Raw genomic sequence first — 26,064 nt, 5'->3', positions numbered from 1 at the left:
AAAGAAGGAAGCCTCTCTTTTTTATTTCACCTTGAATCTTTTCGTCAATTCTCGCAGATCTTCCGCCATCTGCTCAAGCGTGGCAGAGGAGGTACTGATTTCTTCCATTGAAGCCAGCTGTTCTTCCGCTGATGCTGCAATGTCCTGGGTTCCAGCTGTACTTTCCCTTGATACATCGGCGATTTCCTGAACGGCACCGGAGACTTCCTGCGAGCCTTTCGACAACTGTTCGACCGCCGCATTGAGCGTTTGCAGCTTGCCTGCGATCTCATTCGTCATGCCGCTGATTTCGTGAAAGCTCGATTCTGTTTTCTCGGTAATTTTAAGTCCGGACTGCACTTCATGGTTGACCGATTGAAACATGCTGAGAGAATGTTCGATTTCTTTGACGATTTCCTGAATCAACGCTTCGATTTCTTTTGCCGAGTCCGCTGACTGCGCGGCAAGCTTTCGAACTTCTTCGGCGACGACGGAAAATCCTCTGCCTGACTCGCCGGCGCGGGCTGCTTCAATCGCGGCGTTCAATGCCAATAGATTCGTTTGATCGGCAATTCCGTTAATGACCCTGAGAATTGATGTGATATCCTTCGATTTGCCTTCGAGGCCTTTGACGACGCTCTCAGCTTGTTTGACAGATTGGTCGATTGAGCTCATCTGGCCGACCGTTTTCTGAACGAGTTCTCCTCCGGTTTCGGCGATTTCTGTCGATTTGATCGATGCTTCGGTGATTGATTCCGACACTTCGGTCATTTCGCTCAGATGATCATTCATCTGGCTGAGCTGCTGCGAGCTCGTTTCGACTTTTTCATTCTGGCTTTCAGCCCCGTTAGAGAACTGTTCGATCGCAGATGTAATATGTTCTGTCGCTTGGCTCGTCTGTTCTGCGCTTGCTGTCAGCTGCTCAGAAGAGGAGGCGACATTCTCAACCGATTCCTGAATGGTGCCGATCAGTGTGCGGAGCGATTCCGCCATGTCATTGAAGCTTTTGCCGAGCTGCCCGAATTCGTCATTTGAACGCACTTCGATTTGCTGTGTCAAATCGCCGTTGCTGATGTTCTTTGCAGATAGAACGAGCTGATTCAATGGTTTGCTAATCGCGCGGACAATAAAGAAAATGAGAACTCCGCCAAGCACCAAAGCCCCTGAAAAGACGATGAGAGCCATATAAAGGACGGGCTTTGTTGCGTTTGTTATCTCATCGGAAAACATCGTCCCGGCGATTTTCCAGCCTGTCAGTTTGTTTGTCGTAAAAGCCATTTGCTTGGCTTTTCCTTCAAAAGTATACTTGAATTCGCCTTTTCCTTTGCCGTAAACTTGATCAACCCAGCCGCCTTCACCTTCAGTTCCGGCTTTAATCGTCGGGTGGGCGATATATTTTTTGGACGCACTTGAGATAAAAGCAAAGCCGTCTTTTCCGACTTTGATATCGTTTGTCGCTTTAATCAGCTCGTCGATATTCAAGCTGAGCGCAGCGACGCCCGACCCGTCTTTATTTTGTTTGGCGATGGTAATGACCGTGTTGCCGGTAGCGGCGGATGTGTATGGATCGGTAACGATAATTTCGCCTTTTTTCTCAACCGCTTCTTTAAACCAGGGCCTTTCCGCCGGATTATAGCCGTCAGGCATTTTCGTATAAGGGTGCTGCACGTATACACCGTCTTCAGAGCCTGTGAAAACGGCTTCTACATCTTTGTTTTGCCTGGCGTATTGTTCAAACTTTTGCCTTAGCGATGTCTGGCCTTTTTCCTTGTATGTTTTTTCTTTGATCTCTTCACTGAAATATGTAACAGCATCCGCTTTTTTCTCAATGTTTTGATCGATCATTTCGTTTAATTGATCCACGCTGTTTCTTGCGCTTCTCATGATTTCATCTTCAATCGATCCTCCTGCCGTATAATAGGAAACACCTGAAAGGATTAAAACAGGGAGCGTTAAAATCAATAAAAATGAGACCGCTAATCTTTTTGAAAGAGATGGATGCCTGATCCAGTCCAATATTTTTTTCATTAGCCAAAACTCCTTTTTCTAGGTTACGAGAATAATATCGGACAATTTTCACACTTTTGCATTAAATTTAAAAATTTTGGCTTCAAAACAAAATCCTCAACAAAGCCGAAAGTATCTGTATTGACGGAAAATGGGCTGGATAACTGTTGACAAAGTTTCCCTCCGTTTATATACTTATCGGTAAATACAGTGAAAGGAATAGGTATAGGGGACATGAAGCAGTAATCTTATTTTCCATCGTTTTTTTAATATGAAAAAACGGAAACTTGGAGAATAGGATGAGTATGCCCTTTTATACCTTGCATCATTTTCTGACTTTGCATGTTTTTTGTCGTGCAATGGAATGGGATCGGTTTATACCGCTTTCACGATGCATATTTTGGCATGATATCCTCTCCGGGTTTCCGCGAGAGGTTTTTTGTTGTCAGCCAAAAATAAACAGAGGTGAACGGTATGACGATTTTAATGAAAATAAGAGGCTTGCAAAAAAGCTTTGGAGAGCAGACAATTTTAAAAAACATCGATTTTGACATTTCCAATCAAGAGCGGATTGGTTTGGTTGGATACAATGGAGCGGGGAAAACAACGCTTGCAAATATATTAAGCGGTCATGCAGAAGCCGACAAAGGCACTGTTCAAACAGACCGGACGCTTAAAATCGGCTATCTGCTCCAGTCGATTGAGTACTCTGTTCATGATTTCAACAGCATATTAACAGGCGATGAGGGGGGGGAATTATATCAGTTGACGAGCAGTCTTGGCTTATCAAAGGTTCAAAGCTGGAATTCCGAACGGCTCAGCCATTTGAGCGGAGGAGAAAAACTGAAGCTTGCACTGGCACACGTCTGGAAGACGATGCCTGATCTCCTCATCTTAGATGAGCCGACCAACCACTTGGATTTAAAAGGGATCAGTTGGCTCCTTGAAGAACTGCAGCAATATCAAGGGGCAGTATTGATTATTTCTCACGATCGTTATTTTCTGGATCAATCCGTCTCCAAAATCCTCGAACTGGAAGATGGGAATTTGCACACCTATCAAGGAAACTATAGTGCATACCGGCGGGAGAAAAAACGGTTATATGAAGCACGCCTGCACCAATACGAAGTCCAGCAGAAGCAAAAAGAAAGAATCGAGTCACAGATTGCCACTCTTCAAAATTGGTCGCAGAAAGCCCACCGCGACTCAACAAAACAGGGATCACAGTCAGAACGAAGGCAGCTTGGTTTTAAAGAATACCATCGGGTAAAAGCCAAAAAGCTCGACAACCAAGTCAAATCAAAACTGAAACGCCTTGAACAGGAACTTGAAAAAAACAAAGCTGAAAAGCCAAAGGAAGCGGCATCTGTCAATTTTCAGTTTTCATCAGGAGAAAAAAGGGGCAAGCGGATTATCGAAGCTAAAGGCCTGGCAAAAGCGTTTGACGGACGTACTTTATTCAAAGACAGCCATTTTTACGTCAAGCATGGCGAGAGAATAGCGCTTATCGGAGACAATGGGTGCGGCAAAACGACCCTTGTTAAGATGATGTTGGATGCTGAACCTGCAACAGCCGGAACGCTATGGAAAAGCCAGTCTGTAAAGGCCGCATATTTAAGCCAGGATGTCAGTGATCTAAGGGTTGACCAAACAGTTGCTGAAGTGCTGAATTTGTCTGACAGAGCCGAAATCGCAAATGCGCGGACGATTTTGGCCAATATGGGGATCAAAGAAAACCGCTTTCATGATGGAATCGGGACGTTCAGTCTCGGGGAGCGGACCCGAATCAAACTGGCAGGCATGATTTTAAAGGATTATGATCTGCTGATTCTGGATGAACCGACCAACCACCTCGATTTGCCAAGCAGGGAGCAGCTTGAGCAGACATTGCTTGAGTTTCAGGGAACGATCATCATTGTGTCGCATGACCTGTACTTCACAGACAAATTGTGTGAGAAGCTCCTTGTATTTGAAAACGGTCGTATCACCCGCGTCGAAACCGGATTAAAAGATTATCGGAACAGACAGAAACAGCCCCATGCAAAAAGCGATGAAGAGGAGCGGCTGCGCATCGAAAATCGGATGACCGCCGTTCTTGGAGAGTTGGCCGGACTCACGCCTCAAGATCCGAAATATCATGAATTGGATCAGGAGTTTTCAGAGCTGGCCAAACGCAAACGGGCGTTTTTAGAAAAAGAATAAATGAACAGAACCATTTGTGTTTTTAACGCAGATGGTTCTTTTTTGTTTGACGTGGTTTAAATTACCACCAATTATAGCTGGCACCCAAGGTAATAATAGGATAAAAATGATGGACTTACTACAGCAATGAAAAAGGGTGATCGACATGTGGAAAACCATTGTTTCCTATTTTCCGGACTGGCTGGTCCTGATGCAGGCTTTTTTTGTCTTTTTTGTCCCGTTTGCCATATCAAAAGTATTTTTGTGGCTTCGCACGGCAGGGGATGAGTGAGTGGCATGAGATGGTGGAAAGCAAAAACGCGAAGAATGATACAGTCGTCCAACAAGCCGGATAAACCTAAAAATGAAGTGCCGTCTGTGGAGTCAACTGGGTATTTTACCGGCGATTTTGATCACGACCTGAAACTGGCCAAAACGGCTATGGAGAATAACTCAGACGTTCATTTCCGCGAATTCAACTTAGGCCGCACCGGCATCCGCGCGGCGATTGTATTTGTCGAAATGCTTGCGGATCAAGACCTGATTGACAAGCATATTATGAAATCCCTTATGGATGATTTTTCTAAAGAATATAAAGTTGAACTTTCTTCATTAAGCAGCAATGTGACCGACTTAATTAAAAAGCAAATTTTATCAATTAGCGGCGTATCAGAGGTAAACCATGTCAACGAAGTGGTGCCCGAAGTGTTATCCGGTGCGGCCATGCTGCTGATCGACGGTTCAGCGGAAGTTTTACTGCTGGGAACTATTAAAAGAAATACAAGGAACATTGAAGAGCCCGTATCAGAATCTTTGGTAAGAGGCGCGCGCGTCGGCTTTACAGAAACGATCGGCACCAATACAGCCCTTTTGAGGCAGCACGGCAAAAATCAAAACTTGTCTATGGTTCAATTTCAAGTTGGGAAGCGAGCCGTCAAAAATCTTGTCGTAGCCTATATCAAAGACGTTGCGGAACCGGGGCTGGTGGAAGAAGTCAAAAAAAGAATCGAAAAGATTGATATAGATGATGTGCTTGAATCAGGTTTTGTCGAACAGCTGATCGAAGACAATTATCTCAGTCCATTTCCGCAGGTGCAAAGCACTGAACGTCTTGACAGGGTGATGAGTGCGTTAATGGAGGGAAGAGTGGCCATTTTATTGGACGGGACGCCTTTTGTTTTAATCGTTCCGGTTACATTCAGTATGCTCCTCCAATCGCCCGAGGATTATTATGAACGCTGGCTGCCGAGTTCCCTGATCCGCATCATGCGAATCGGCGCAGCCATGATCTCGCTGCTTGGGCCGGCTCTATATATTTCCTTTATTTCGTTTCATCCCGGGCTGATTCCGAGTGAACTTGCGATTTCCATTACCGGAACGAGGGTAGGTGTGCCTTTTCCATCGCTGATTGAAGCGCTCATTATGGAAGTGGCAATTGAAATTTTGCGCGAGGCCGGCCTGCGGCTTCCAAAACCAATCGGTCCGGCGATGGGAATCGTCGGCGGTATCATCATCGGGGAGGCTGCCGTGCAGGCAGGCATCGTCAGCCCGATTATGGTCATCGTCGTTGCCGTCACCGCGATTTCTTAATTTGCGATTCCTCAATACAGCGCCGGCATTTCGCTGCGCATGCTGAGATTTGTAGCGATGTTTTGTGCAGCCACGTTCGGTTTGTACGGGGTGATTATGTTTTTCCTCATGCTTGCCAGCCACGCGGTGAAGCTGAAAAGCTTTGGTGTTCCTTATGCGAGCCCTGCCGTTCCTTATCGTTTGCGCGATTGGAAAGACTTCATCGTTCGCATGCCGATACAGATGATGAAAAAACGGCCGAAGCTGTTAAAAACAGACGATTCGACACGCCAGTAGCATAGAAAGGAGGGAAACGCTCATGATGGTCAGGCACGAAGAGCGCATCACCACTTCGCAAACAGCAGTTCTCATCACCAATTTCCTGCTTGGGACAGGGATTCTGACGCTCCCGCGAACGTCTGTTGACGAGGTGGGGACGCCTGATGTCTGGATCACGCTTGTATTAGGCGGCTTGGTCGCTCTGACGGCCGCAGTCATCATGGTAAAGCTCAACCATCAATATCCTGATAAAACCTTTTATGAATACAGTCAGGACATCATCGGCAAATGGGGGGGCAGCTTGATCAGCCTGTTTTTCGCATGTTACCTCTTGGCCCATTCCGGTTTTCAGGTCCGCTCAATGCTTGAAATCATCCGCTTTTTTCTACTGGAAGGAACCCCCCGCTGGGCAGTTGCGATGGTTTTTTTGTGGGTTGGCTTATATTTGATCGTCGGCGGCTTAAGTTCGATCGCCCGCTTGTTTCAAATCGTGTTACCCATTACATTCATTCTTTTTCTGCTGGTCGTGTTCATGAGTATCGGAATTTTTGATGTGGACAACTTGCGTCCTGTACTGGGAGAGGGAATAGGTCCTGTCTTAAAAGGAATAAAGGTGACCGCACTGTCGTTTTCAGGTATTGAAATCATTTTGATCCTGATGCCTTTCATGAATCAGCCTCGCAAGGCCATTCATACGATCATGATCGGGATCGCCATCCCTCTGCTTTTCTATATGATCACAGTTGTTATGGTGATCGGCGCTCTGTCTATAGACGGAGTGGTTTCACGGACATGGCCGACGATTGACTTAATGAGAAGCTTTGAAATACCAGGTCTGATATTTGAACGGTTTGAGTCTTTGCTGCTGGTCATCTGGATCATGCAGCTGTTCTGTACCTTTGCGATTGCTTTTTATGGTGCGGCATTAGGCCTGGCCCAGCTCTTTAAAACAAATATTCGGCCGATGATGTTTGTTTTGCTTCCGGTCATTTATCTGATTGCAATGATCCCGAAAAACATCAACGCGATGTTTGCATTTGGTGACTTTATTGGAAACAGCGGCGTTTATTTAGGCGGTTTGACCCCGCTCGTGCTGCTGGTGATTTCAAAAATAAGAAGGAGAAAACAGGGAATCAGCTGATGCTTGAAAAAGAAAGGGGTGATTTCTCCATGATGGTAGGTCAGCAGGACAAAATTACCGTTTCACAAACGAGCATCGTCATCACGAATTTTCTGCTGGGAACCGGCATCTTGACGCTGCCGCGGACATCTGGGGAAGCGGTTAAAGCGCCGGATGTCTGGCTTTCTGTTGCATTCGGAGGTCTGGTTGCCATATTAGCTGGTTTCATCATGGTGAAATTAAGCATGGAGTACCCCGACAAAACGTTATATCAATATAGCCGGGATCTCATTGGCAAGTGGCCGGGAGGACTTTTCACCCTGCTTTTGATTTGTTATTTTCTCGCAACATCAGGTTTCCAAGTCCGGTCTGTCACAGAGGTTATGGGATTTTACTTACTGGAAAACACGCCGATTTGGGCGACAGCGATGGTTTTTTTATGGAGCGGAATCTATTTATTAACCGGCGGTATTAACCCGCTCGCCCGACTTTATGAAATCATCTTTCCAATTACTGTTCTCATTTTTCTGATCGTCATTTTTATGAGCGCAAGCATATTCGACATCGACAATTTGCGCCCGGTTCTCGGGAAAGGGATCAAGCCGGTGCTGGAAGGAGTCAAAACAACGTCTTTTGCTTATACAGGCATAGAAATCATACTGATCATCGTTCCTTTTATGAGAAAGCCCGAGCAAGCGTTAAAAGCTACTTTGATGGGGATTTCTTTCCCGATTGTCTTTTATATGATCACCGTCATTATGGTCATCGGTGCATTGGCAATCGAGGGAGTGACATCACGGACATGGCCGACGATTGATTTGATGCGTAGTTTTGAGATACCGGGTCTGATTTTTGAACGCTTTGAGTCCTTGCTGCTAGTGATATGGATCATGCAAATGTTCTCCAGTTTTACGATCAGCTATTTTGCTGCTGCTTTAGGTTTGTCGCAACTCTTGAAGAAAAGGATGGAACCGATATTATTCAGCTTGCTTCCGGTCATTTATCTGATTGCGATGGCGCCTAAAAATATCAATCAGCTTTTTCAAATGGGAGATCTAATCGGCAACAGCGCCATCTATTTGGTCGGTCTCATCCCGCTAATGCTTCTGGTCATATCGAAAGTGAGGAGGAAAAAGTTTGAAAAAAACTAACACCATCCGTTATTTAACGAGTGTTTTACTATTGTTTCTATTAACCGGATGCTGGAGCAGCCACGAAATTGAAGAGCTCGGCTTAACATTTGCAATGGGGATTGACAAAGGCGAGGAAACCGAACTTGAAAAAAAGTTTGACAAAGTTGGGGGCGATTATCCGAAAAAAGACCGGATCACGATGATCTATCAATACGTAAACGAACAAGCAGCCGGTTCAAAATCGACTGGAGGAAGCACTGATCAAAAAACGTATATCAACGTTTATGAAACTGGAGACTCGCTTCAGCAAATTAACGCTGAAGTAGCATTAAGACAAGACAGGCCTGTATTCAGTCCTCATTTAAAAGTGATTGTCATCGCCGCTGACCTCCTCCGCACCTATTCGCTGTCGGAACTGCTAGATCAGCCTCTCCGCGATAATGAAATCAGGCCGAGCAGTATGGTGCTGGTCACAAGAGGGCGTGCGAGAGACACGCTTGAGCTGAAGGAAACCGGCGAAATGCCGGCGTTTCGTCTGCTTAAAATCGTTGAAAATGAGTATAAAGCGAAAAAAATTCTCCCTCCTGTAACGCTTGCCAAATTGACAGGCAAAATGAGATCAGGAACAAGCTATCTGCTTCAAAATGTCATCGGTACCGATGGAGAAATAAAATATGCGGGAGCAGCCGCAATTAACGGGAAAACCAATAAGCTGATCGGCTATTTGGATGAACACGATTTAGAAGGCGTGATGTGGATCATCGGAAAGGGGATTGGGGGCATGGTTAAAAGCTATGATCCGACAGAAAAGAAGGTGACCGCATTTGGCGTTGAATCGATTAAAAGCAACATCAAACCCATCGTCAAAGGAAACCGCCTGTCTTTTGAAGTGAACGTAAAGTCAGAGGGGTATCTTGCGGAAAACTGGAATACGAAAGAAAAAGCTTTTGATGACAAATTTTTAGAAAAAGTCGAAAAAACAACCGCGAAAACGGTGAAAAAATCGATGGAGGACATTACAAAAAAAATGAAAACCGAATACAAAGCAGATCTTGCCGGATTCGGTAACGAGCTGAGGATCAAGCATCCGAGGCTTTGGGAAAAACTAAAGAAAAATTGGGATGAGACCTTTACCGATATACCGATTACATTTCATGTTCAAATCGCGATTAAAGAATACGGAACTGTTGGGGATCAGTAACAGAAGAACTTCTAATCACGAAAGGCGGAGAAACGCGCAATGATCCGTTCCGAAGATACACTCACGACTTCTCAGGCAATTATAGTTTTAGTCAGTTATATTTTGGCGGCCGGGATTCTCTCCTTGCCGAGAACCGCTGCAGAAGAAGCCGGGACGCCGGATGTATGGATTTCCGTCCTATTAGGCGGACTTGTCACAACGGCAGCCGGAGTGGTGATGACAAAATTAAGCCAGGATTATCCCGGCCAAACATTTTTTCAATATGGTGAAGACATTGTTGGAAAGTGGCTCAGTATTGTGATCAGCCTGCTTTTCATTGACCATTTTATAGCGATTGCGGCTTTTGAAGCAAGAATTATGACGGAAGTCATTACCTTTTTTTTGCTGCAGCAAACACCGATTTGGGCGATCGTCATGTCGATGATGTGGGTCGGATTTTATTCGATCAAAGACGGAATGGGGTCGCTTGCCCGTTTATTTGAAATCATTTTTCCGGTGACAATCCTTTTCTTTTTAACCGTCGTATTTATGAGCTTTGGCATATTTGAACTGGATAATCTGCGGCCAGTCCTTGGGAAAGGCATCATGCCGGCAATAAAGGGGACAAAAGCGACAACGCTTTCGTTCATCAGCGCAGAGGTGATGGTGTTCCTTTTGGCGTTTATGAAAAAGCCGAAAGATGGTGTCAAAGTCGCTGTCATGGGAATCGGCATCGCAATGCTCTTTTACTTAACAACGGTCGTATTCGTGATCGGGGGGGTGTCGGTTGACGGGGTGACCGCGATGACATGGCCGACGCTTAACCTCATCCGCAGTTTTGAGATGCCCGGCTTAATATTTGAACGTTTTGAATCGCTGCTCCTTGTCATCTGGATTATGCAGCTGTTTGCGACTTTTTCTGTCTCATTTTACGCTGCATCCCTGGGGCTCTCGCAAATTTTCAAAAAAAAGAGCAGACCGATCATGTTCGGTCTGCTTCCGGTGATGTATTTGCTCGCAATGACGCCAAAAAATATCGATGATGTATTTTCTCTCGGCGACATGATCGGCTATCAAGCGGCTGTTTTATTCGGCATTGAGCCGATTCCGCTTTTATTGATTTCGAAAATGAGAAAAAAGAAATCTTTGCAAAGCTAGATGTTCAGCCCGCTTTGTTCACTCGCTTTTTAGCTCTCGGTTTCACCCTGTCATTCGGCATGAAAAACACGAGCAAAAAGGCGGCCGCTGCGGGGAAAATTGCCCAAGTAAACGTATGAACAATCGAATTTGACAGCGCCTCGGTGATGTGATTTAAAATATCCGGCGGCAATGATGCCCGGGCACTAGACAAAATCTGGTTGGCGTCATTCGGTGAGGCGGGATTTGAAGCGCCTGTGCTTTTAAACATATCTTCCATCTGTTCTGAAAATTGGTTTTTTTGAATCATTCCGAACATACTGGCGCCGATCGTCATGCCGAGAGAGCGCATAAAGTTGCTCGTAGAAGTCGCTGAACCGCGCTGTTCCGGGCCGAAATGATGGATTGCCGCCATGCTTAATACAGAGAATGAAAAACCGACTCCCAAGCCGACAACAATCATATAAATTGTTAATAATAAACGCGGAGTGTCAATATTAAGCGTGCTTAATAAAGAAAACCCGCTGACGAGAACCAGTCCGGAGATGAGCATAATGTTCCGGTAGCTCATTTTTGTCGTTAAGAATCCGCCAAGCTGGGCTGATACGACAGAGCCGAGCATCATCGGCAAAAGAACAAGCCCGGAGTTTGTCGCAGAGTCTCCGTAAACACCCTGAACAAAGATCGGAATCTGGATGGTCGCCGAAATAAATGTCCCGCCGTAAAATAAAGCGACAAGCGTGCTGCCGGCAAACAGACGGTTTTTAAACATATGAAACGAAATGATCGGTTCACTGGCCTTGCGTTCGATCATGAGGAAGCAAACCAATAAGACGGCTGCACTTCCGAAAAGAGTAAGGATGACATTCGAATCCCAGGCGTATTTCTCGCCGCCGAGCTCCAACGCAAACATGAGGCAGACGACCGCTCCTACGAGCGTGATCGCCCCTAGCCAATCAATGCGATGCTTTTCATGCTGTTTCGTCTCTTTGTAAAATAGAAGAATAAAAACAAAAGAAACCATACCGAGCGGCAGATTCATATAAAAAATCCAGTGCCAGCTGATGTAGTCAGTGACATAGGCGCCGATGAGCGGTCCGAAAATGCTCGAAAGGCCAAAAACAGCGCCGAAAAGTCCAGTGATCTTACCGCGCTTTTCCAGCGGGAAAATGTCAAAAATGATGGTAAAAGCAATCGGAATGAGAGCGCCTCCGCCAATTCCTTGGACCGCGCGGTAAATGCTGAGCTGCTCAATGGTTGTAGCCGTTCCGCACAATGCTGAACCCGCCATGAACACGATGCTGCCAAAAAGAAAAAAACGTTTTCTGCCATACATATCCGACAGCTTGCCGAATATCGGCATACCGGCCATTTCGGCGACCATAAAGGCAGATACAACCCAGACAAAGCTGTCGAGTCCGCCAAGATCGCCGACAATTGTTCCCATTGCCGTGACGACGATGGTATTGTCCATCGAAGCCATCAAAATAGCAAGCAAAAGTCCTGCTACAACAAATCCTAATTTTTGATTTTGAGTTTGTGACAAATCAATCTATTCTCCTTTTAAATAAATTCGTTCTAAAGCAGCGTTTGGCATGGACGCTTCATCCTGTTATGATCATTTATATCAGGAAATAAATATCTTAGCTGCTAAGACATAATGATTTTATAGAAGGGTGTTGCCGATGTCAAGAACAAATCATATTGAAGGAGAAGGGCTGCTCAACGAGCTGATACAGCAGTTGAGATTTCACAGCACCGCAACCATTTTTCTGCACGAGGCGATCGGCGAGAAAATCGGACTGAACGCAACAGATCATAAATGCCTTGAGATCATCTCGCGGGAAGGTAAAGTAACAGCGGGGGAGCTTGCCGCAAAAAGCGGGCTGACAACGGGAGCGATCACAGGCGTGATCGACCGCCTTGAGAAAACGGGCTATGTCAGACGCATCAGGGATTCGTCCGACAGAAGGCGTCTTTTAGTCGAGCTGATCCCGGAAAACCTGGAGAAGATCTCTCGTATCTTTCAAGACTTGGCGCAAGAATCTGCCGGATTTTTAAGCCGATATTCAGAGGAGGAACTGCAAACCATTATCAAATTTTTGAAAAACAGCACGGCGTTTGCCGCCGATTATGCCAAAACTTTAAAGAAGACAAAGTGACTAAAGACCGGTTTTGTTTCAACCGGTCTTTTGTACACGTTCATATTTTTTCAATTTGAACTCTTCCGGAAAAGAAAGTTGCTCCGCCGCCCATATCAGCTAATCGATCAGGCGTCAGCGCATTGAGGAGATAATGCTTCCCATCTGCATCCGCCCATAATCCTTGGCTGACGGCCACACCCGGAAGGACGTGTTCTCCGACCGCAGCGGGCAGGATGCATGATCCGCGGTCATTCCAAACTTTCACCAAATCTCCGTTTTCGATGCCTTTTTCTTCGGCATCCTGTCTATTTAAGTGAAGCTTCGGCTCCTTTTCTAATTTGGTATGCTTTTCATTATTTGAAAAGGTCGAATTTAAAAAATTATGATTTGGTCCGGGTACAAATAAAAACGGATACTTGTCTGTTTCAACAAGCGGGGTATGAGTCGGCAGACCCGGGTAGCCGTGCTGTTCCATCAGTTTTGAATACAATTCAATTTTTCCGCTGGGTGTTGGCAGTTTATCAGGAAAAATCGTTTTCCGATTGGCTTTGACAAAATGCTTTTCAGTCAGGCTGTCGTAGTCAATGCCGTCGAGCCACGGATTATCAGGGCAGTCAAGCGCCTGTCTGATCATCTCTTCGTCGGAATCTTTCAGCGGTTCATCATCAAAGCCCAGCGCCTCAGCCAAAAGTCTGAATACTTCTGTATTTGACTTGCTCTCACCGTATTTCTCAATAACAGGCTGCTGAATTTGCGCATAATGGTGCCAATATGATGTATAGAAATCCGTATTTTCGAAAGCGGAAGAAGCCGGCAGGACGATATCGGCATACCGTGCTGTTTCCGTCAGGAATAAATCGTGAACAACCGTGAATAAATCTTCGCGCTCAAGCCCTTTCCTGACTTTGTTCGCCTCCGGCGCGACGACGGCCGGATTGCTGCTGTACACAAACAGCGAACGGATCGGAGGCTCGGTTTCCAGGAGAGCTTTGCCGAGCTGATTCATGTTGATGACCCTCGGCGTTCTGCCTTTTAGTAAATCGGGGCGCTGCAAAGCTTTTGTATTATAGGCCAAAAATGCCGTGTTGCCTTTGATCGCCCCGCCTCCTTTTTTCGTCCATTGGCCCGTGATCGCGGGCAGGCACGCGATGGTGCGAACGATCATTCCTCCATTGTCATGATGCTGAAGACCGTTGCCGATCCGGATCAGGGAAGGGGAGGTGCGGCCGTACAAGCGGGCGAGCTTGATGATATCATTCCGGGATACGCCGGTGATTGCCTCTACTGCGGCGGGATCGTATTGCAGCACATGGCGGCGGAGCTCTTCATGGCCGACTGTAAATTCTTTCAGAAATGGTTCATCAGCCAAATTTTCCTCGAATAAGACATGCATAATGCCAAGCGCAAGCGCGCTGTCCGTGCCGGGGCGAATCGGAATAAACCAATCCGCCATCCGCCCGGTCTGATTTTTATGAACGTCGATCACAACGATTTTTGCACCATTTTTCCGGGCTTTTTGAGCAATGGTGATTTGATGCATGTTGGTTGAGACCGCATTGATTCCCCAAAAGATAAACAGTTTTGTCTCCGTTGTATCTTCAGGGTCGGTGCCGATGCTTCCGCCCATCGTGTATTTATAGCCGACAGAACCGGCAGGGGTGCAAATCGCCCGGTCAAGCTGGCTCGACCCGAGACGGTGAAAAAAGCGCCTGTCCATTCCTTCAGCCGTCAAATTCCCCATATTGCCGTAAAAACTGTAGGGCAGAATGCTTTCGGGACCTTCCTGTTCAATGAGCGACTGCCAGCGGGAGCGAATCGTTTCAATTGCTTCATCCCAGCTGATCGGTTCAAAAATCCCGTCTCCTTTTGGACCCGTCCGTTTCAGCGGAGTTTTCAGCCGTTTAGGATCATAAATACGCTCCGTCATATTGCGGACTTTATTGCAAATATTGCCCTGTGTGACCGGATGGTCCGGGTCGCCTTGTATTTTAACGATTTTTCCGTCTTTTTTATGAACGAGCAGCCCGCATTGATCCGGACAGTCGAGCGAACATACGGATTTGAAAATCCCGTCTTTTTGATCAACAAATGACTCCATGGAATCCGTTCCTTTCCGATAAAATGAATATGATTCTAGCATTATATCACAAAATCTCGTCAATTCTGAAAATAAGAGCCGAAAGAATCACGGCAGAACAACGATAAAAAAGGATGCCCCTGGAAGGACATCCTTTACGTTTTTGTTTATTCTTTATCAAAATCAGGCGCGACCGCTTTTTTAATAAATAAAGCGGTAAAGAAAGCGATACAGCTTAAAGCAAGCGCAAACCAGTAGGCATGGTGAACACCGTGAGTCATCGCTTCATGCACGATTTGTGGGCTTGCGGCTTCTTGTCCGGCAAGATAGCTTTTCTGGCCCTGGCTCATGATGCTGACGAACACCGAAACACCGAGTGCGCCTGCAACAGGCTGAAGCGTATTGGCGATTGCCGTTCCATGAGGATATAAATGTTTCGGCAATTCGTTTAACGCATTCGTCTGCGCAGGCATCATGATGGCTGAGATCGATAGCATCAAGATGATGTACACAATAATAAACGCCCAGACCGGCACCGAAGGATTGATCCTGCTAAAGAAAAACATCACGCCGACGAGAACGATCGTACCCGGAATGATGAGTTTTCTCGGCCCGTACTTATCGAATAAAGCGCCCATTGCCGGTGACATGAGACCGTTTAGCAAGGCCCCGGGCAAAAGTAAAAGCCCTGCTGCTTTGGCAGTATAACCAAGCGGTCCTTGCAAATACATCGGCATCACGATTTCGGAAGCGAACATCGCCATAATGACAATCACAAATAGGCAGACCCCGCGCGTGTAATTTTTATAGGCGAATACACGCACATCCAGCAACGGTTGTTCAAGCTTCAGCTGACGAAGCACGAACAACACGATACTGATCAGGCTGACGATGATTACACCGATGATCAGAGGGGACTGAAACCCTTCCGGAGCCTCTCCGGCACTGCTGAATCCGTATACGATTCCGCCGATCCCGATGGTTGAGAGAACGATCGATAAAAAATCAGCCCGCGGGCGCGTCGCTTCTCCGACATTTTGCAAATACTTCACCGCAAACAAGATTGAAAATACTGCAAAAGGGATGACGATGATAAACAGCCAGCGCCAGCCGAGGATGTCAACAATAACGCCCGAAAGAGTAGGTCCGATCGCCGGAGCGAACATGATGACCAGCCCGAACGTCCCCATGATTTTCCCGCGGACTTCAGGCCGATAAATGAGCAAGAGGGCGTTCATAATAATGGGGATCAAGAGTCCCGTACCGACTGCCTGAATCATGCGCCCCGTCAAGAGCATCGGAAAATTCACTGCACAAGCGGCGATGATAGTTCCGACTAAAAAAGTCGACATGACGCCGATAAACATCTGTCTTGTCGTGAACCATTGAATCAGTAAAGCGGAAATAGGCATTAAAACACCCATGACAAGCATAAATCCGGTTGCCAGCCATTGAACAGTCGGGGCATCAACGTGAAAGACTTCCATCAGCTCTGTTAATGCGATGTTCAACAGCGTTTCGTTTAATATTGCAAAAAATGCACCAATCATGAAGGTGACTAATATTGCTTTAGAATTAAACTTTTTCTCCATATCAAACCTCCTGTAATACAATTTACCCAAAAACATGACGACAAATGATATGTAGGATTCCCGAATATCCGGAGTCCCAATTTGCTTCTTTCGTTTTTCATCTTATATAATAACGTGTCTCCACCGCCGTTCATCGTTTTTCTTCATGATTGGCAACTATATGAGTATACTCGGTTTCACCCATATTTACAATAAAATTGTCAGGTTCATCTTTTGAAGTTAACGAGTGGATGATTATGAAATGACAGGGAGGTAAGGGCATAGATCATCCCTTCAGTCAAATAAGCCCATTATTACAGGTGTATTTTACCTGTATTGCGGGCAGCTGTTCTGACTGAAGAACATCATGCCCGGATCCTTTCCCTGATAGATAAAAAAGGTAAGAACTCTCCAAATCTGAAGAGTTCTTTTACATGCACTGTCGACTCCCGTATTTCTTTTCGCAGCAGACACCGTTACAAAATTTCGATATATCCCTCTGTACCGTGCACGCGAATTTGTTGCCCATCTTTTATCAGCCCAGTAGCATTCTCCACTCCGACGACTGCCGGCAGGCCATATTCGCGTGCGATCACCGCTCCGTGGGTCATTAATCCGCCGACTTCGGTGACCAGGCCTTTTATGGATACAAATAATGGTGTCCAGCCTGGGTCGGTAAAGGAGGTGACTAATATATCTCCATCTTCCAGATCGGCATTTTCCATGTTTAAAATGACACGCGCTCTTCCTTCTATCACTCCGGAAGAAACAGGCAGGCCTGCAATCGCATTAGGCGGCAAATTTTCTCGTTTGTACTCACCTGTAATGATTTCGCCATCAGACGTGATCACGCGCGGTGGAGTTAGTTTTTCATATAATTTGTACTCGTCTTTCCGTTTGCTGATGATTTGGTCATCTATTTTTTTTGTGCGTGCGGCTTCGTGAAGTTCTTCAAAATTGAGGTAGTAAATATCTTCTTTTTCATGAATAACGCCCGCTTGTACGAGTTGTTCGGCTTCTTTCAGCAAAGCCTGCTTATATACGAAGTAGCGACTGACTATGCCGTATTTTGGATATTCCCGGTAGCCGATGAAATTCCGGATGAGGTCGATCATTCGTTTTGTTTCTTTAGCTTTTTGTTCACCATCCGGTAATTGCTTCAATCGATCTATTAACTCTTGTTCTTTTTCCAAAGCAATCCGCCGCCCTTGTTCAAACTTTCGATTGCCGGCATTAGGCTCAAAGTTTTTAATATGACTAAGAATCATAGGGACAAGTGTAATTGGTTTTTCACTCCAGCGAGGTCTTGTAATATCGATTTCTCCGGGACACCGCATTCCGTATTTGCTGAGAAAATCATAGATAGCCTCTTGGGTTTCCCTTCCTCCATCAAACTTAACCAGTTCATCGAGAAAGTGATCTTCTTTTGCATGCTGCAAATAATCAATCACCTCTGGATAAGGCCGAATCACATCCGCCACATCCATCAGCGCCAGACCCATTTCCGAAGTAATATTGCCCGGTACAGATTGAGAAAGGGTATCAGCGGCGTTTTTTTCGCCTAGCCACTCGTTCATGTTTTCATTGATCCATGTTGTCGCATTTATAGCAGCCATAAACACAGCCGTACTTTGCGGGTCAAATACGATCTTCTTTAATTGCTGGATATCTTCCAGAATAAAATCAAACAAATCCGATCCCGATTTCGCTTGGATGTTTTGTTTTAACTCTTCGATCGATGTTTGACTGCGCTTCATCAAATCAGAAACGATTGCCGGATCGTTCTCGAATTGCGCCGGCAAATCTGAATGACCGCTGCCCGGAATCGGTGCTGTTTGATCATTTGGCAACAATTTTATAAAATCTCGCTCGATTACGGTCAAGAGTGCGTCTTTTGTAAGCGGATCAGATCCCACGGTATTTAATAAAGTTTCCCGGCCGGCACGTGTCGTCAGCCTAGGCGCAACATCAACAAACAATCTCCCGCCGGCTTTACGCATCGGTGCAGGAGTAATTAACAGGTAAAAAGACAATCCCAACGGTTTAATGGGATCAGTCATCATTTGCTGATGACCAACAGATAGATAGACGTGATTTTCTTGATCATTCGCTTCAGGGATCGGGTATAAAGTCGTGATCGGCCGGCTCTGAACAATATAAAATGTATCATCAGCCAAACACCATTCGATATCTTGCGGCTGGCCGAAATGAGCTTCGATCTGTCTTCCGATACGCGCCAGCTGTAAAATTTGCCCGTCAGTGAGCGCTTGAGACATCTGCTGATCAGGATCGATCTGCTTTGTCTCTGTTCCGCCTTGTGCTCGTCCATAAATCGCCAATTTCTTGGCCGCTATTCTTTTATCGGCGATTTGTCCGTTTTGCACTTTATAACAATCGGCAGAGACCAAGCCGGAGACAAGAGCTTCACCAAGTCCAAAACCGGCATCGATTGAAAGCAGTTTCCGGTTGGAAGTCATCGGATCAGCGGTAAATAAAATCCCTGAAGCCTGCGGGAAAACCATCTTTTGAATGATAACGGATAAATAAACTTGCCTGTGATCGAATCCATTCTGCATACGGTAGATGACCGCGCGTTCCGTGAACAGGGAAGCCCAGCATTTGCTGATATGCTGCAAGATCGCATCCTTGCCGATAATATTTAAATAGGTATCTTGTTGACCGGCAAAAGAAGCATGCGGTAAGTCTTCAGCAGTCGCACTGGAACGCACTGCATAAGCATGTTCCTCGCCATATTGGGAGAGATAGTGAGTTACTGCTTTCACAACATCAGAAGGAATTTCTGCTTCCATAATGATTTGCCGAATTTTCCTGCTGATTTCACCAATTTGATCCCGATCCTCAACTTTTAGCATGGCCAGTTGATCCAGCAACGCTTGGAACGTTTCGTTTCGTTTGATGGCTTTTTGAAATGCTGCTGTCGTGAGGCAAAAGCCTTCTGGTACTTGTATTCCTTGAATTTTTGATAATTCACCTAAATTTAACCCTTTTCCCCCGACAAGCAAAAGCTGTGTTTTTTCCATTTCGTGAAAACCGAGAACGAAATGACTCATTCTGCATCTCTCCTTCGAAAAAAAATTTGACAAGAGCTTTCCGATATGGTAGACTTAAAATGTAAGATGGGATACCTTTGACAATTAAGTCGAAACATACGTGTTTTGATTATATCATCGCGTCTGTTTTTATGCAATATTAAAAGAACCTGGTAAAACGATCCGGGTTCTTTTTTGTTTCTTCATGCAATCGAATATAACGATGGCCGATTTGATCCGGTTGGTTCGCGGATGACGCCAGCTGAGCAGGCGGTTTATTCTTCGCAAGTCGTCATATTTGCAAAAACGCAGTTTATTTTCCTATAATTTAAACGTGTGATACATATAGAAAGGAAGTTTTTCATATGCAATCTTTACAAAACAAAACCGCTCTGATTACAGGAGGGGGAAGAGGGATCGGCCGCGCAACAGCGATCGCCCTTGCAAAAGAAGGCGTACACATCGGCCTTATCGGCCGTACAGCTGCGAATCTTGAAAAAGCAGCAGAGGAATTAAAGGCCTTCGGCGTAAAAGTATCTGTAGCCGCAGCTGACGTAAAGGATTTAACAGCTGTAGAACGTGCGGTCCAATCCGTAAAAGGAGAGCTTGGACAAATCGACATTCTCATTAACAATGCCGGGATCGGCGGGTTTGCAGGATTTCTTGAGCAATCCCCTGAAGAGTGGGAAAATATTGTCCAGGTGAATCTGATGGGGGTTTACAATGTAACACGCGCCGTTCTGCCTGAAATGATCGAAAGAAAAGCCGGCGATATTATTAATATTTCTTCTACAGCAGGCCAAAGGGGAGCAGCCGGGACAAGCGCCTACAGCGCGTCTAAGTTCGCGGTACTCGGACTGACCGAATCGCTGATGCAGGAAGTCAGAAAGTACAATATCCGCGTGAGCGCCCTTACACCGAGCACGGTTGCGACGGACTTGGCAATCGACTCCAAATTAACAGACGGCAATCCGGAACGCGTCATGCAGCCTGAAGATCTGGCTGAATACATGGTCGCCCAGCTTAAACTGCATCCGCGCATTTTCATTAAATCAGCGGGCATGTGGTCTACAAACCCTTAAGCAATCGGGAAAGGACAGGCTTGAAACAGCCTGTCCTTTTTTCGTGCTATTTTCGCGAAAGGCGTACGGGGAGATGGCGGACGCCGAAGACAAACGGACTTTGAATCGCTTCAAGCTCCTCTGAGCTGTCCCTTTCCACGGATGCATGCCGCAGCAAGTAACCGAGTGCGACTTTCGCTTCAAGCCGGGCAAGGGGAGCGCCGAGACAAAAATGGATGCCGAAGCCGAAGCTCATATGAGGGTTTGATTTACGATCAAGCTTAAAGCTGTCAGGATCGTCAAATTTCAGTTCGTCACGGTTCGCTGAAGCGACCCAGTTGATCACCGTGGAACCTTTTGCAATCCGCACGCCCTTGATGTCAAGGTCTTCAGCCGCCGTGCGGCCGATCGCTTGCACGGGCGGATAATACCGCAGGGTTTCTTCAACAAAAACAGGAACGAGGGACAGATCTTGTCTTACGGCTTCCTGTGTGGCTTTGTCTTCGGTGAGATAGATGACGCTGTTTGCGATCAGGTTGGTTGTCGTTTCGTTGCCTGCGACCAAAAGAATGATGCAAAAATTCAGCAGCTCTTCTTCTGTCAGCGACTTGCCGTCAACTTCCGCCCGCAGCAAAAGCGAAATAAGGTCGTCTTTTGGCTCTTTTTTGCGCTGTTTGATAATGTTTTTAAAATAATCCGCCAAAAACCGATTGCCTTCTTCACGGCGTTTGTACATCTGTTCAGCGGCTTCAGCCGAGCGGTCTTCCGCACCTGCGACAAGGATGTCTGAATAATGTTTAAACATGAGGCGGTCTTCAGCCGGAACGCCCAAAAGTTCAGCAATGATAATGACGGGAAGGGGAGCAGCCAAGTCATCCACCACATCAAACAAATCCTTCTGTTTCGCTTCGTTAAATAAAAAAGCCGTCACTTCTTCGATATGCGGCTCAAGCTCTTTCACCGCTTTCGGCGTAAAAGCTTTATTAACGATGGCCCTCATTTTTGTATGTTTCGGCGGGTCCATTGTTAATATGCTTTTTCCTTTCATATTACCGCCGCGCTTTGAAGAGAAAAGCTTCGGGTTTTTTAACACGAATTGAACGTCTTCATATGAAAAGATATCCCAGCATTTTCGCTCATCATCGTAACGCACAGGAGACGTTTTTCTGATCCGGTTATAAATCGGGAACGGAAACAGCCGGTCATTACGGGAGCTGATTTCCTTCATCGGAATCCAATTGGCATAGTGCTTGCTTGATTGAAGTGAATTTGAATTTGCCACGTCAACTCTCTCCTTTAACATGAATCGTTTATACATGATGAACCGGTTCAATCTTTACGTTATCACTATTTTTACAACGGTTTCAACGGACATACCATGAAAAAATTGTCAATTGGACGAAAGTATCGGATCTAAAAAAGGAAAAAAGGCGAGGTATGCTGAACAACTGCGGGAACATCAGCTCAGAGATGGATGAAAAACGAGGCCGCACCTGATCAGGTACGGCCTCGATCTTTCAGCTGACAGCTTCTTCCCGGGAGAACTGGCTGTTATACAAATCGGCGTAAAATCCGTTCTCGCGGAGAAGCTCTTCATGGCTGCCTTTTTCAATAATATCTCCGTTTTTCATCACAAGAATCAGGTCGGCATCTTTAATGGTAGAAAGACGGTGGGCGATGACAAAGCTCGTGCGGTTAGCCATCAGTTTGTTCATCGCTTTTTGAATATTCATTTCCGTCCGGGTGTCGACACTGCTTGTCGCTTCATCCAATATTAAAATCTTCGGATCGGCTAAAATGGCTCTCGCGATCGTGAGGAGCTGCCGCTGCCCTTGCGAGATGTTTTGGGCATCTTCACCCAGTACCGTATCATAGCCTTCCGGCAAGGTGCGGATAAAATCGTCGGCATAGGCGGCTTTTGCCGCTCTGATGATGTCTTCATCTGTCGCGCCTTCACGCCCGTAGGCGATGTTTTCGCGGATGGTGCCGTTGAACAGCCATGTGTCCTGCAAAACCATCGCAAACATGCTTCTGGCCTGTTCGCGCGACAGTTCGCTGATGTCGGTGCTGCCGACCTTGATGCTGCCTTTGTTTAATTCATAAAACCGCATCAGCAAATTGATGATCGTCGTTTTTCCTGCGCCAGTCGGTCCGACGATCGCAATCGTCTGGCCTTCTTTGGCATGGAGGCTTAAATCGCGGATGACCGGAACGTTTTCATCATAGCCGAAGGCGACACGTTCAAACGATACATCGCCTTTTAATGTGCCGGTATCGATGGAAGCCGGCGTCTCCTCGGTTTCCTCGTCTTCGTCTAAAAGACTGAACACCCTTTCGGCGGATGCGATTGCCGATTGGATTGTATTCGCGATTCCGGCAACTTGAACGAGCGGCTGGGAAAATTGCTGCGTGTATTGGATAAAAGCCTGCACGCCTCCGATTAAGAGGGTGCCGTTAAGAACGAAAATACCGCCGGTTATGCTGACAAACACATAGCCTAGGTTGCCGATGAATGTCATGATCGGCATCATCAGACCTGAAATAAACTGCGCTTTCCAGCCTGACTGGTAAAGTCGCTCATTCACTTCATCGAATTGCTGAATCGCTTTTTCTTCATGACCGAATGCCTTTACTTCCTGATGCCCTGTAAACATCTCTTCAACGTGTCCGTTGATGTCGCCGAGTTCTTTTTGCTGCGCGCCGAAGTGTTTCTGCGAAAATGAGGCTATAAATCGGACAGCGAGCATGCTGAGCGGAACCGTGATGAAGACGACGAGCGTCAGTACAGGGCTGATTAGAAGCATCATGACAATGATGCCGACGATGGTAATGACAGATGTAATCATTTGCGTCAGCGCCTGCTGCAGTGATGTATTAATATTGTCAATATCATTGACGGCGCGGCTGAGCGTGTCGCCGTGCGAATGCTTGTCATAGTACTTTAAAGGGAGCCGCGTCAGCTTTTCATTCACTTCCTGGCGCATTTCGTATATCGTTTTCTGGGCTACGCCGGCCATCAGGTATTGCTGCAAGAACGTAAAGAAAGCAGAAAGCAGATACAGTCCTGCCAGGATCATCGTGATCCGGCCGAGAAAGCCGAATTGAACACCGGTGCCTTCTGTAAAGCTTGCGAAAAGGGAAGAGGTCGCATCTCCGAGAAGTTTTGGACTGATGACATTAAACAACGTCGCCAATATTGCAGCACAGACAACGAGCACCAGCTGGAAGGTCCGCGGTTTTAAATAGCGGGCCAATCTCAAGAGGGTCTTTTTAAATTCTTTCGGTTTTGTCTCGTCCATTCCTTTTGGTATCGAGCCGTGATGCTTTTGTTGTTGGCTCATGCGCTTTCCTCCTCAGCCTGCTGTGATGCCACGATTTCCTGGTAAATGTCATTTTCAGCAAGCAATTGTTGATGGGTGCCGATACCGGCTATTTTTCCTTCATTTAATACGATGATTTGGTCCGCATCCGTAATCGTGCTTACCCTTTGGGCAACAATAATGACGGCGGCATCGGCGGTGGTTTTCTTCAGCGCTTTTCTCAGCTTTTGATCCGTTTTGTAATCAAGCGCGGAAAAGCTGTCGTCAAATAAATAAATTTCCGGTTTTCTGACCAATGCCCGGGCGATGGAAAGCCGCTGTTTCTGGCCGCCTGAAAGGTTGGCTCCGGCCTGCTCGATATCAGATTCAATTCCGTTTTCCTTGCCTTCCACAAACTCGGCAGCCTGAGCCGTTTCAAGTGCTTCCAAAATTTCTTCATCTGTTGCATCTTCTTTGCCAAATCGGATATTGTCCTTAATCGTCCCGCTGAATATTGAAGCTTTTTGCGGGACATAGCCGATTTTTGCGCGAAGCTCCTTTTGCGCCATCTTTCTGACATCTGTTCCGTTGACAAGCACAGACCCTTTTTCAATATCGAAAAATCTCGGGATCAATTGAAGAATCGTCGTTTTTCCGGCTCCTGTGCTGCCGATGATCGCAGTCGTTTCACCTGGTTTTGCCTTGAACGTGATATTTTCGAGAACGGGCTTTTCAGCTCCGGCATAACGAAAAGTCACATCTTGAAATTCCACATAACCGCGCAGGCCGCTGTCTTTCTGCGGCTCTTTCGGATCGGTAATCGAAGGCACTGTTAACAGCACTTCGTTAATGCGGTCGGCAGATGCCTGAGCCCTTGGGATCATCACGAATGTCATCGCAAGCATGATCAGTGCGATTAGAATCATGGATGCATATTGAAGGAAAGCCATTAAGTTCCCGACCTGCATGCTCCCTTGATCGATGCGGATGCCTCCGAACCAGATAATCGCGATGTTCGTGAAATTCATCATAATCATCATGACAGGGAATAGAAAAGCCATGATTCTATTAACGGCGATGCCTGTATCGCGAAACTCTTCGTTTGCCTTTTGAAAACGGGCTTTTTCTTGATCAACGCGGTTAAACGCGCGAATGACGCGAACCCCAGTCAAACCTTCCCTGAGAACGAGGTTGAGACGATCCGTCTTTTTTTGAAGAACGCCGAATAAGGGAACAGCTTTCCTTGTAATGAGAAAAATCAGCCCCGCAAGGATCGGGAGAGCGGCCAGAAATATAATCGACAGCTTGGCATCTCTGGAAACAGCAAGCACAATACCGCCGACCAGCATTAAAGGGGCTCTTGTCATCAATGAAAGCATCATGTTGAGCACATCCTGGACTTGCTTGACATCATTTGTGGTACGGGTAATGAGAGAAGCAGAACCGATTTTTCCGAATTCATCCATTGAATAGTGTTCAACTTTGACAAACAGCTTGCGCCTGATATCCCTTCCAAAGCCGAGGGCTGTTTTCGAAGCGAAAAACGCTTTTCCGACAGTCATGATGATAGCCAGAAGGGAGCAGGCGATCATCCAGCCGCCGGTTCTCAATATGAATGGCATGTCGCCGTTCACGATTCCGACATCCACGACATCTGCCATTAACGTCGGCAAATAAAGCTCAAGCACACTGCTCAGCAAAGTAAAAACAGCGACAAGAATCACTTGCAGCTTATAAGGCTTTAAATATTTTAAGAGTGAGATCATTTTTCAACCTTCTTTTCACTTGTTTTTTCTCCGTGTTCGATAAACTCGGATAACTTATGAATCAAATCGGCGAACTGCCTGCTTTCATCCTCGCCCAAATACCGAGTGAGCTGCAGGAACCACCGGTTCAGCCCTTTAAGCGCATCGTCCGCCGCTTTTTTTCCTTCATCGGTTAAAAAAATCCGGACGATCCGCCTGTCATCCTCATCCATACGCCGAAAAACGAGTCCTTTTTTTTCCATCCTGTTCAACATCTGCGTGACGAAAGGGGAGGTGACATGCAGAGCGCGGCTGATTTCGGATGCCATTTTTCCTTCACCGCTTGCTTCATTTAAAAACATCAGCGCTTTTGCCTCAGTCTTTTTCCATTCAACTGCAGGAAAAGACTGCTTCATTTCCGCATACCGCAGCCGGTTGAAAGCTTCAATCAACTGCACAACGGTCTTGCGGCTGACTTTATCTTGTTTCATAAAAAGCACCTGCTTCTCCATTTTAATTAATTAAGTAAATA

Annotated in this window: 17 protein-coding genes and 1 pseudogene; 9 read left to right on the top strand and 9 right to left on the bottom strand. The window is 46.2% G+C overall.

Going from position 1 to position 26,064, the window contains the following annotated elements:
- Positions 1-21: 21 nt before the first annotated feature.
- Complete coding sequence (locus MHI30_RS10745; RefSeq protein ID WP_075754318.1) at positions 22-2,007, bottom strand: methyl-accepting chemotaxis protein; 1,986 nt, start codon at positions 2,005-2,007, stop codon at positions 22-24.
- 453 nt (positions 2,008-2,460) lie between these two features.
- Here MHI30_RS10745 and abc-f point away from each other — a divergent pair, with 453 nt between their 5' ends.
- The 7 genes and pseudogenes from abc-f (at position 2,461) to MHI30_RS10710 (ending at position 10,606) form a co-directional block, all read left to right on the top strand.
- Positions 2,461-4,188, top strand: coding sequence for an ABC-F type ribosomal protection protein (abc-f, locus tag MHI30_RS10740; protein WP_075754320.1), 1,728 nt, complete (start codon positions 2,461-2,463; stop codon positions 4,186-4,188).
- A gap of 145 nt (positions 4,189-4,333) precedes the next feature.
- A complete protein-coding gene (locus MHI30_RS10735) occupies positions 4,334-4,459 on the top strand; it encodes a hypothetical protein (RefSeq protein WP_003182518.1) in 126 nt (41 codons plus the stop codon).
- A gap of 5 nt (positions 4,460-4,464) precedes the next feature.
- Positions 4,465-6,033, top strand: a pseudogene (locus MHI30_RS10730) (spore germination protein).
- 22 nt (positions 6,034-6,055) lie between these two features.
- Positions 6,056-7,156: a spore germination protein gene (locus MHI30_RS10725; RefSeq protein WP_016885403.1), complete on the top strand. Its 1,101-nt coding sequence runs from the start codon at positions 6,056-6,058 to the stop codon at positions 7,154-7,156.
- A 29-nt stretch (positions 7,157-7,185) separates the two neighbouring features.
- A complete protein-coding gene (locus MHI30_RS10720) occupies positions 7,186-8,286 on the top strand; it encodes a spore germination protein (protein ID WP_044789955.1) in 1,101 nt (366 codons plus the stop codon).
- Entirely contained in the window at positions 8,273-9,469 is a 1,197-nt protein-coding gene (locus tag MHI30_RS10715; RefSeq protein ID WP_075754322.1) for a Ger(x)C family spore germination protein, read from the top strand. The genes MHI30_RS10720 and MHI30_RS10715 overlap by 14 nt, the downstream gene beginning before the upstream one ends.
- Before the next feature lie 39 nt (positions 9,470-9,508).
- A complete protein-coding gene (locus MHI30_RS10710; RefSeq protein WP_154495370.1) occupies positions 9,509-10,606 on the top strand; it encodes a spore germination protein in 1,098 nt (365 codons plus the stop codon).
- 4 nt (positions 10,607-10,610) lie between these two features.
- Here the strand turns inward: MHI30_RS10710 and MHI30_RS10705 are convergent, their stop codons facing one another.
- A complete protein-coding gene (locus tag MHI30_RS10705) occupies positions 10,611-12,068 on the bottom strand; it encodes an MDR family MFS transporter (protein ID WP_044803362.1) in 1,458 nt (485 codons plus the stop codon).
- 202 nt (positions 12,069-12,270) lie between these two features.
- Between MHI30_RS10705 and MHI30_RS10700 the strand changes: the two genes are divergently transcribed.
- Positions 12,271-12,747, top strand: coding sequence for a MarR family transcriptional regulator (locus tag MHI30_RS10700; protein WP_075754328.1), 477 nt, complete (start codon positions 12,271-12,273; stop codon positions 12,745-12,747).
- A gap of 40 nt (positions 12,748-12,787) precedes the next feature.
- On the opposite strand, the gene MHI30_RS10695 is transcribed toward MHI30_RS10700, so the two are convergent.
- From MHI30_RS10695 to ppsA, 3 genes are all read right to left on the bottom strand, one after another.
- The gene (locus MHI30_RS10695; protein WP_075754330.1) at positions 12,788-14,827 is read right to left on the bottom strand and encodes a molybdopterin oxidoreductase family protein; all 2,040 of its coding nucleotides are present in this window, start codon (positions 14,825-14,827) and stop codon (positions 12,788-12,790) included.
- Between the two features lie 146 nt (positions 14,828-14,973).
- Positions 14,974-16,398 (bottom strand): MDR family MFS transporter, encoded by a 1,425-nt coding sequence (locus tag MHI30_RS10690; protein WP_075754334.1) that lies wholly within the window; start codon positions 16,396-16,398, stop codon positions 14,974-14,976.
- Between the two features lie 455 nt (positions 16,399-16,853).
- Positions 16,854-19,448 carry a phosphoenolpyruvate synthase gene (ppsA, locus tag MHI30_RS10685; protein WP_075754336.1) on the bottom strand — a complete coding sequence of 865 codons (2,595 nt, stop codon included), beginning with the start codon at positions 19,446-19,448 and terminating at the stop codon, positions 16,854-16,856.
- Between the two features lie 344 nt (positions 19,449-19,792).
- On the opposite strand from ppsA, the gene MHI30_RS10680 reads away from it, so the two are divergent.
- Complete coding sequence (locus tag MHI30_RS10680; protein ID WP_075754338.1) at positions 19,793-20,509, top strand: 3-ketoacyl-ACP reductase; 717 nt, start codon at positions 19,793-19,795, stop codon at positions 20,507-20,509.
- Positions 20,510-20,555: 46 nt separating this feature from the next.
- Here MHI30_RS10680 and MHI30_RS10675 read toward each other — a convergent pair whose 3' ends face one another.
- The 4 genes from MHI30_RS10675 to MHI30_RS10660 all read right to left on the bottom strand — a co-directional run bounded on the left by MHI30_RS10675 (position 20,556) and on the right by MHI30_RS10660 (position 26,023).
- Positions 20,556-21,770, bottom strand: a complete 1,215-nt coding sequence (locus tag MHI30_RS10675; RefSeq protein WP_081379934.1) for a cytochrome P450 — start codon at positions 21,768-21,770, stop codon at positions 20,556-20,558.
- A 235-nt stretch (positions 21,771-22,005) separates the two neighbouring features.
- Positions 22,006-23,829 (bottom strand): ABC transporter ATP-binding protein, encoded by a 1,824-nt coding sequence (locus tag MHI30_RS10670; RefSeq protein WP_075754340.1) that lies wholly within the window; start codon positions 23,827-23,829, stop codon positions 22,006-22,008.
- Positions 23,826-25,553, bottom strand: coding sequence for an ABC transporter ATP-binding protein (locus MHI30_RS10665; RefSeq protein ID WP_145650782.1), 1,728 nt, complete (start codon positions 25,551-25,553; stop codon positions 23,826-23,828). The genes MHI30_RS10670 and MHI30_RS10665 overlap by 4 nt, the downstream gene beginning before the upstream one ends.
- The gene (locus MHI30_RS10660) at positions 25,550-26,023 is read right to left on the bottom strand and encodes a MarR family transcriptional regulator (protein WP_075754344.1); all 474 of its coding nucleotides are present in this window, start codon (positions 26,021-26,023) and stop codon (positions 25,550-25,552) included. The genes MHI30_RS10665 and MHI30_RS10660 overlap by 4 nt, the downstream gene beginning before the upstream one ends.
- Between the last annotated feature and the right edge of the window lie 41 nt (positions 26,024-26,064).

The organism is Bacillus sp. FSL L8-0528 (assembly GCF_038593085.1).
In the GTDB taxonomy this organism is placed as follows: domain Bacteria; phylum Bacillota; class Bacilli; order Bacillales; family Bacillaceae; genus Bacillus; species Bacillus paralicheniformis.
The sequence above is the reverse complement of the archived record's forward strand: the minus strand, read 5'-3'. Positions and strand labels throughout refer to the sequence as shown.

Coding starts and splice junctions, on each gene's coding strand:
- MHI30_RS10745 (WP_075754318.1), bottom strand. CDS start 2,007: ATGAAAAAAATATTGGACTGGATCAGGCATCCATCTCTTTCAAAAAGA.
- abc-f (WP_075754320.1), top strand. CDS start 2,461: ATGACGATTTTAATGAAAATAAGAGGCTTGCAAAAAAGCTTTGGAGAG.
- MHI30_RS10735 (WP_003182518.1), top strand. CDS start 4,334: ATGTGGAAAACCATTGTTTCCTATTTTCCGGACTGGCTGGTCCTGATG.
- MHI30_RS10725 (WP_016885403.1), top strand. CDS start 6,056: ATGATGGTCAGGCACGAAGAGCGCATCACCACTTCGCAAACAGCAGTT.
- MHI30_RS10720 (WP_044789955.1), top strand. CDS start 7,186: ATGATGGTAGGTCAGCAGGACAAAATTACCGTTTCACAAACGAGCATC.
- MHI30_RS10710 (WP_154495370.1), top strand. CDS start 9,509: ATGATCCGTTCCGAAGATACACTCACGACTTCTCAGGCAATTATAGTT.
- MHI30_RS10705 (WP_044803362.1), bottom strand. CDS start 12,068: ATGGCTTCGATGGACAATACCATCGTCGTCACGGCAATGGGAACAATT.
- MHI30_RS10700 (WP_075754328.1), top strand. CDS start 12,271: ATGTCAAGAACAAATCATATTGAAGGAGAAGGGCTGCTCAACGAGCTG.
- MHI30_RS10695 (WP_075754330.1), bottom strand. CDS start 14,827: ATGGAGTCATTTGTTGATCAAAAAGACGGGATTTTCAAATCCGTATGT.
- MHI30_RS10690 (WP_075754334.1), bottom strand. CDS start 16,398: ATGGAGAAAAAGTTTAATTCTAAAGCAATATTAGTCACCTTCATGATT.
- ppsA (WP_075754336.1), bottom strand. CDS start 19,448: ATGAGTCATTTCGTTCTCGGTTTTCACGAAATGGAAAAAACACAGCTT.
- MHI30_RS10680 (WP_075754338.1), top strand. CDS start 19,793: ATGCAATCTTTACAAAACAAAACCGCTCTGATTACAGGAGGGGGAAGA.
- MHI30_RS10670 (WP_075754340.1), bottom strand. CDS start 23,829: ATGAGCCAACAACAAAAGCATCACGGCTCGATACCAAAAGGAATGGAC.
- MHI30_RS10665 (WP_145650782.1), bottom strand. CDS start 25,553: ATGATCTCACTCTTAAAATATTTAAAGCCTTATAAGCTGCAAGTGATT.
- MHI30_RS10660 (WP_075754344.1), bottom strand. CDS start 26,023: ATGAAACAAGATAAAGTCAGCCGCAAGACCGTTGTGCAGTTGATTGAA.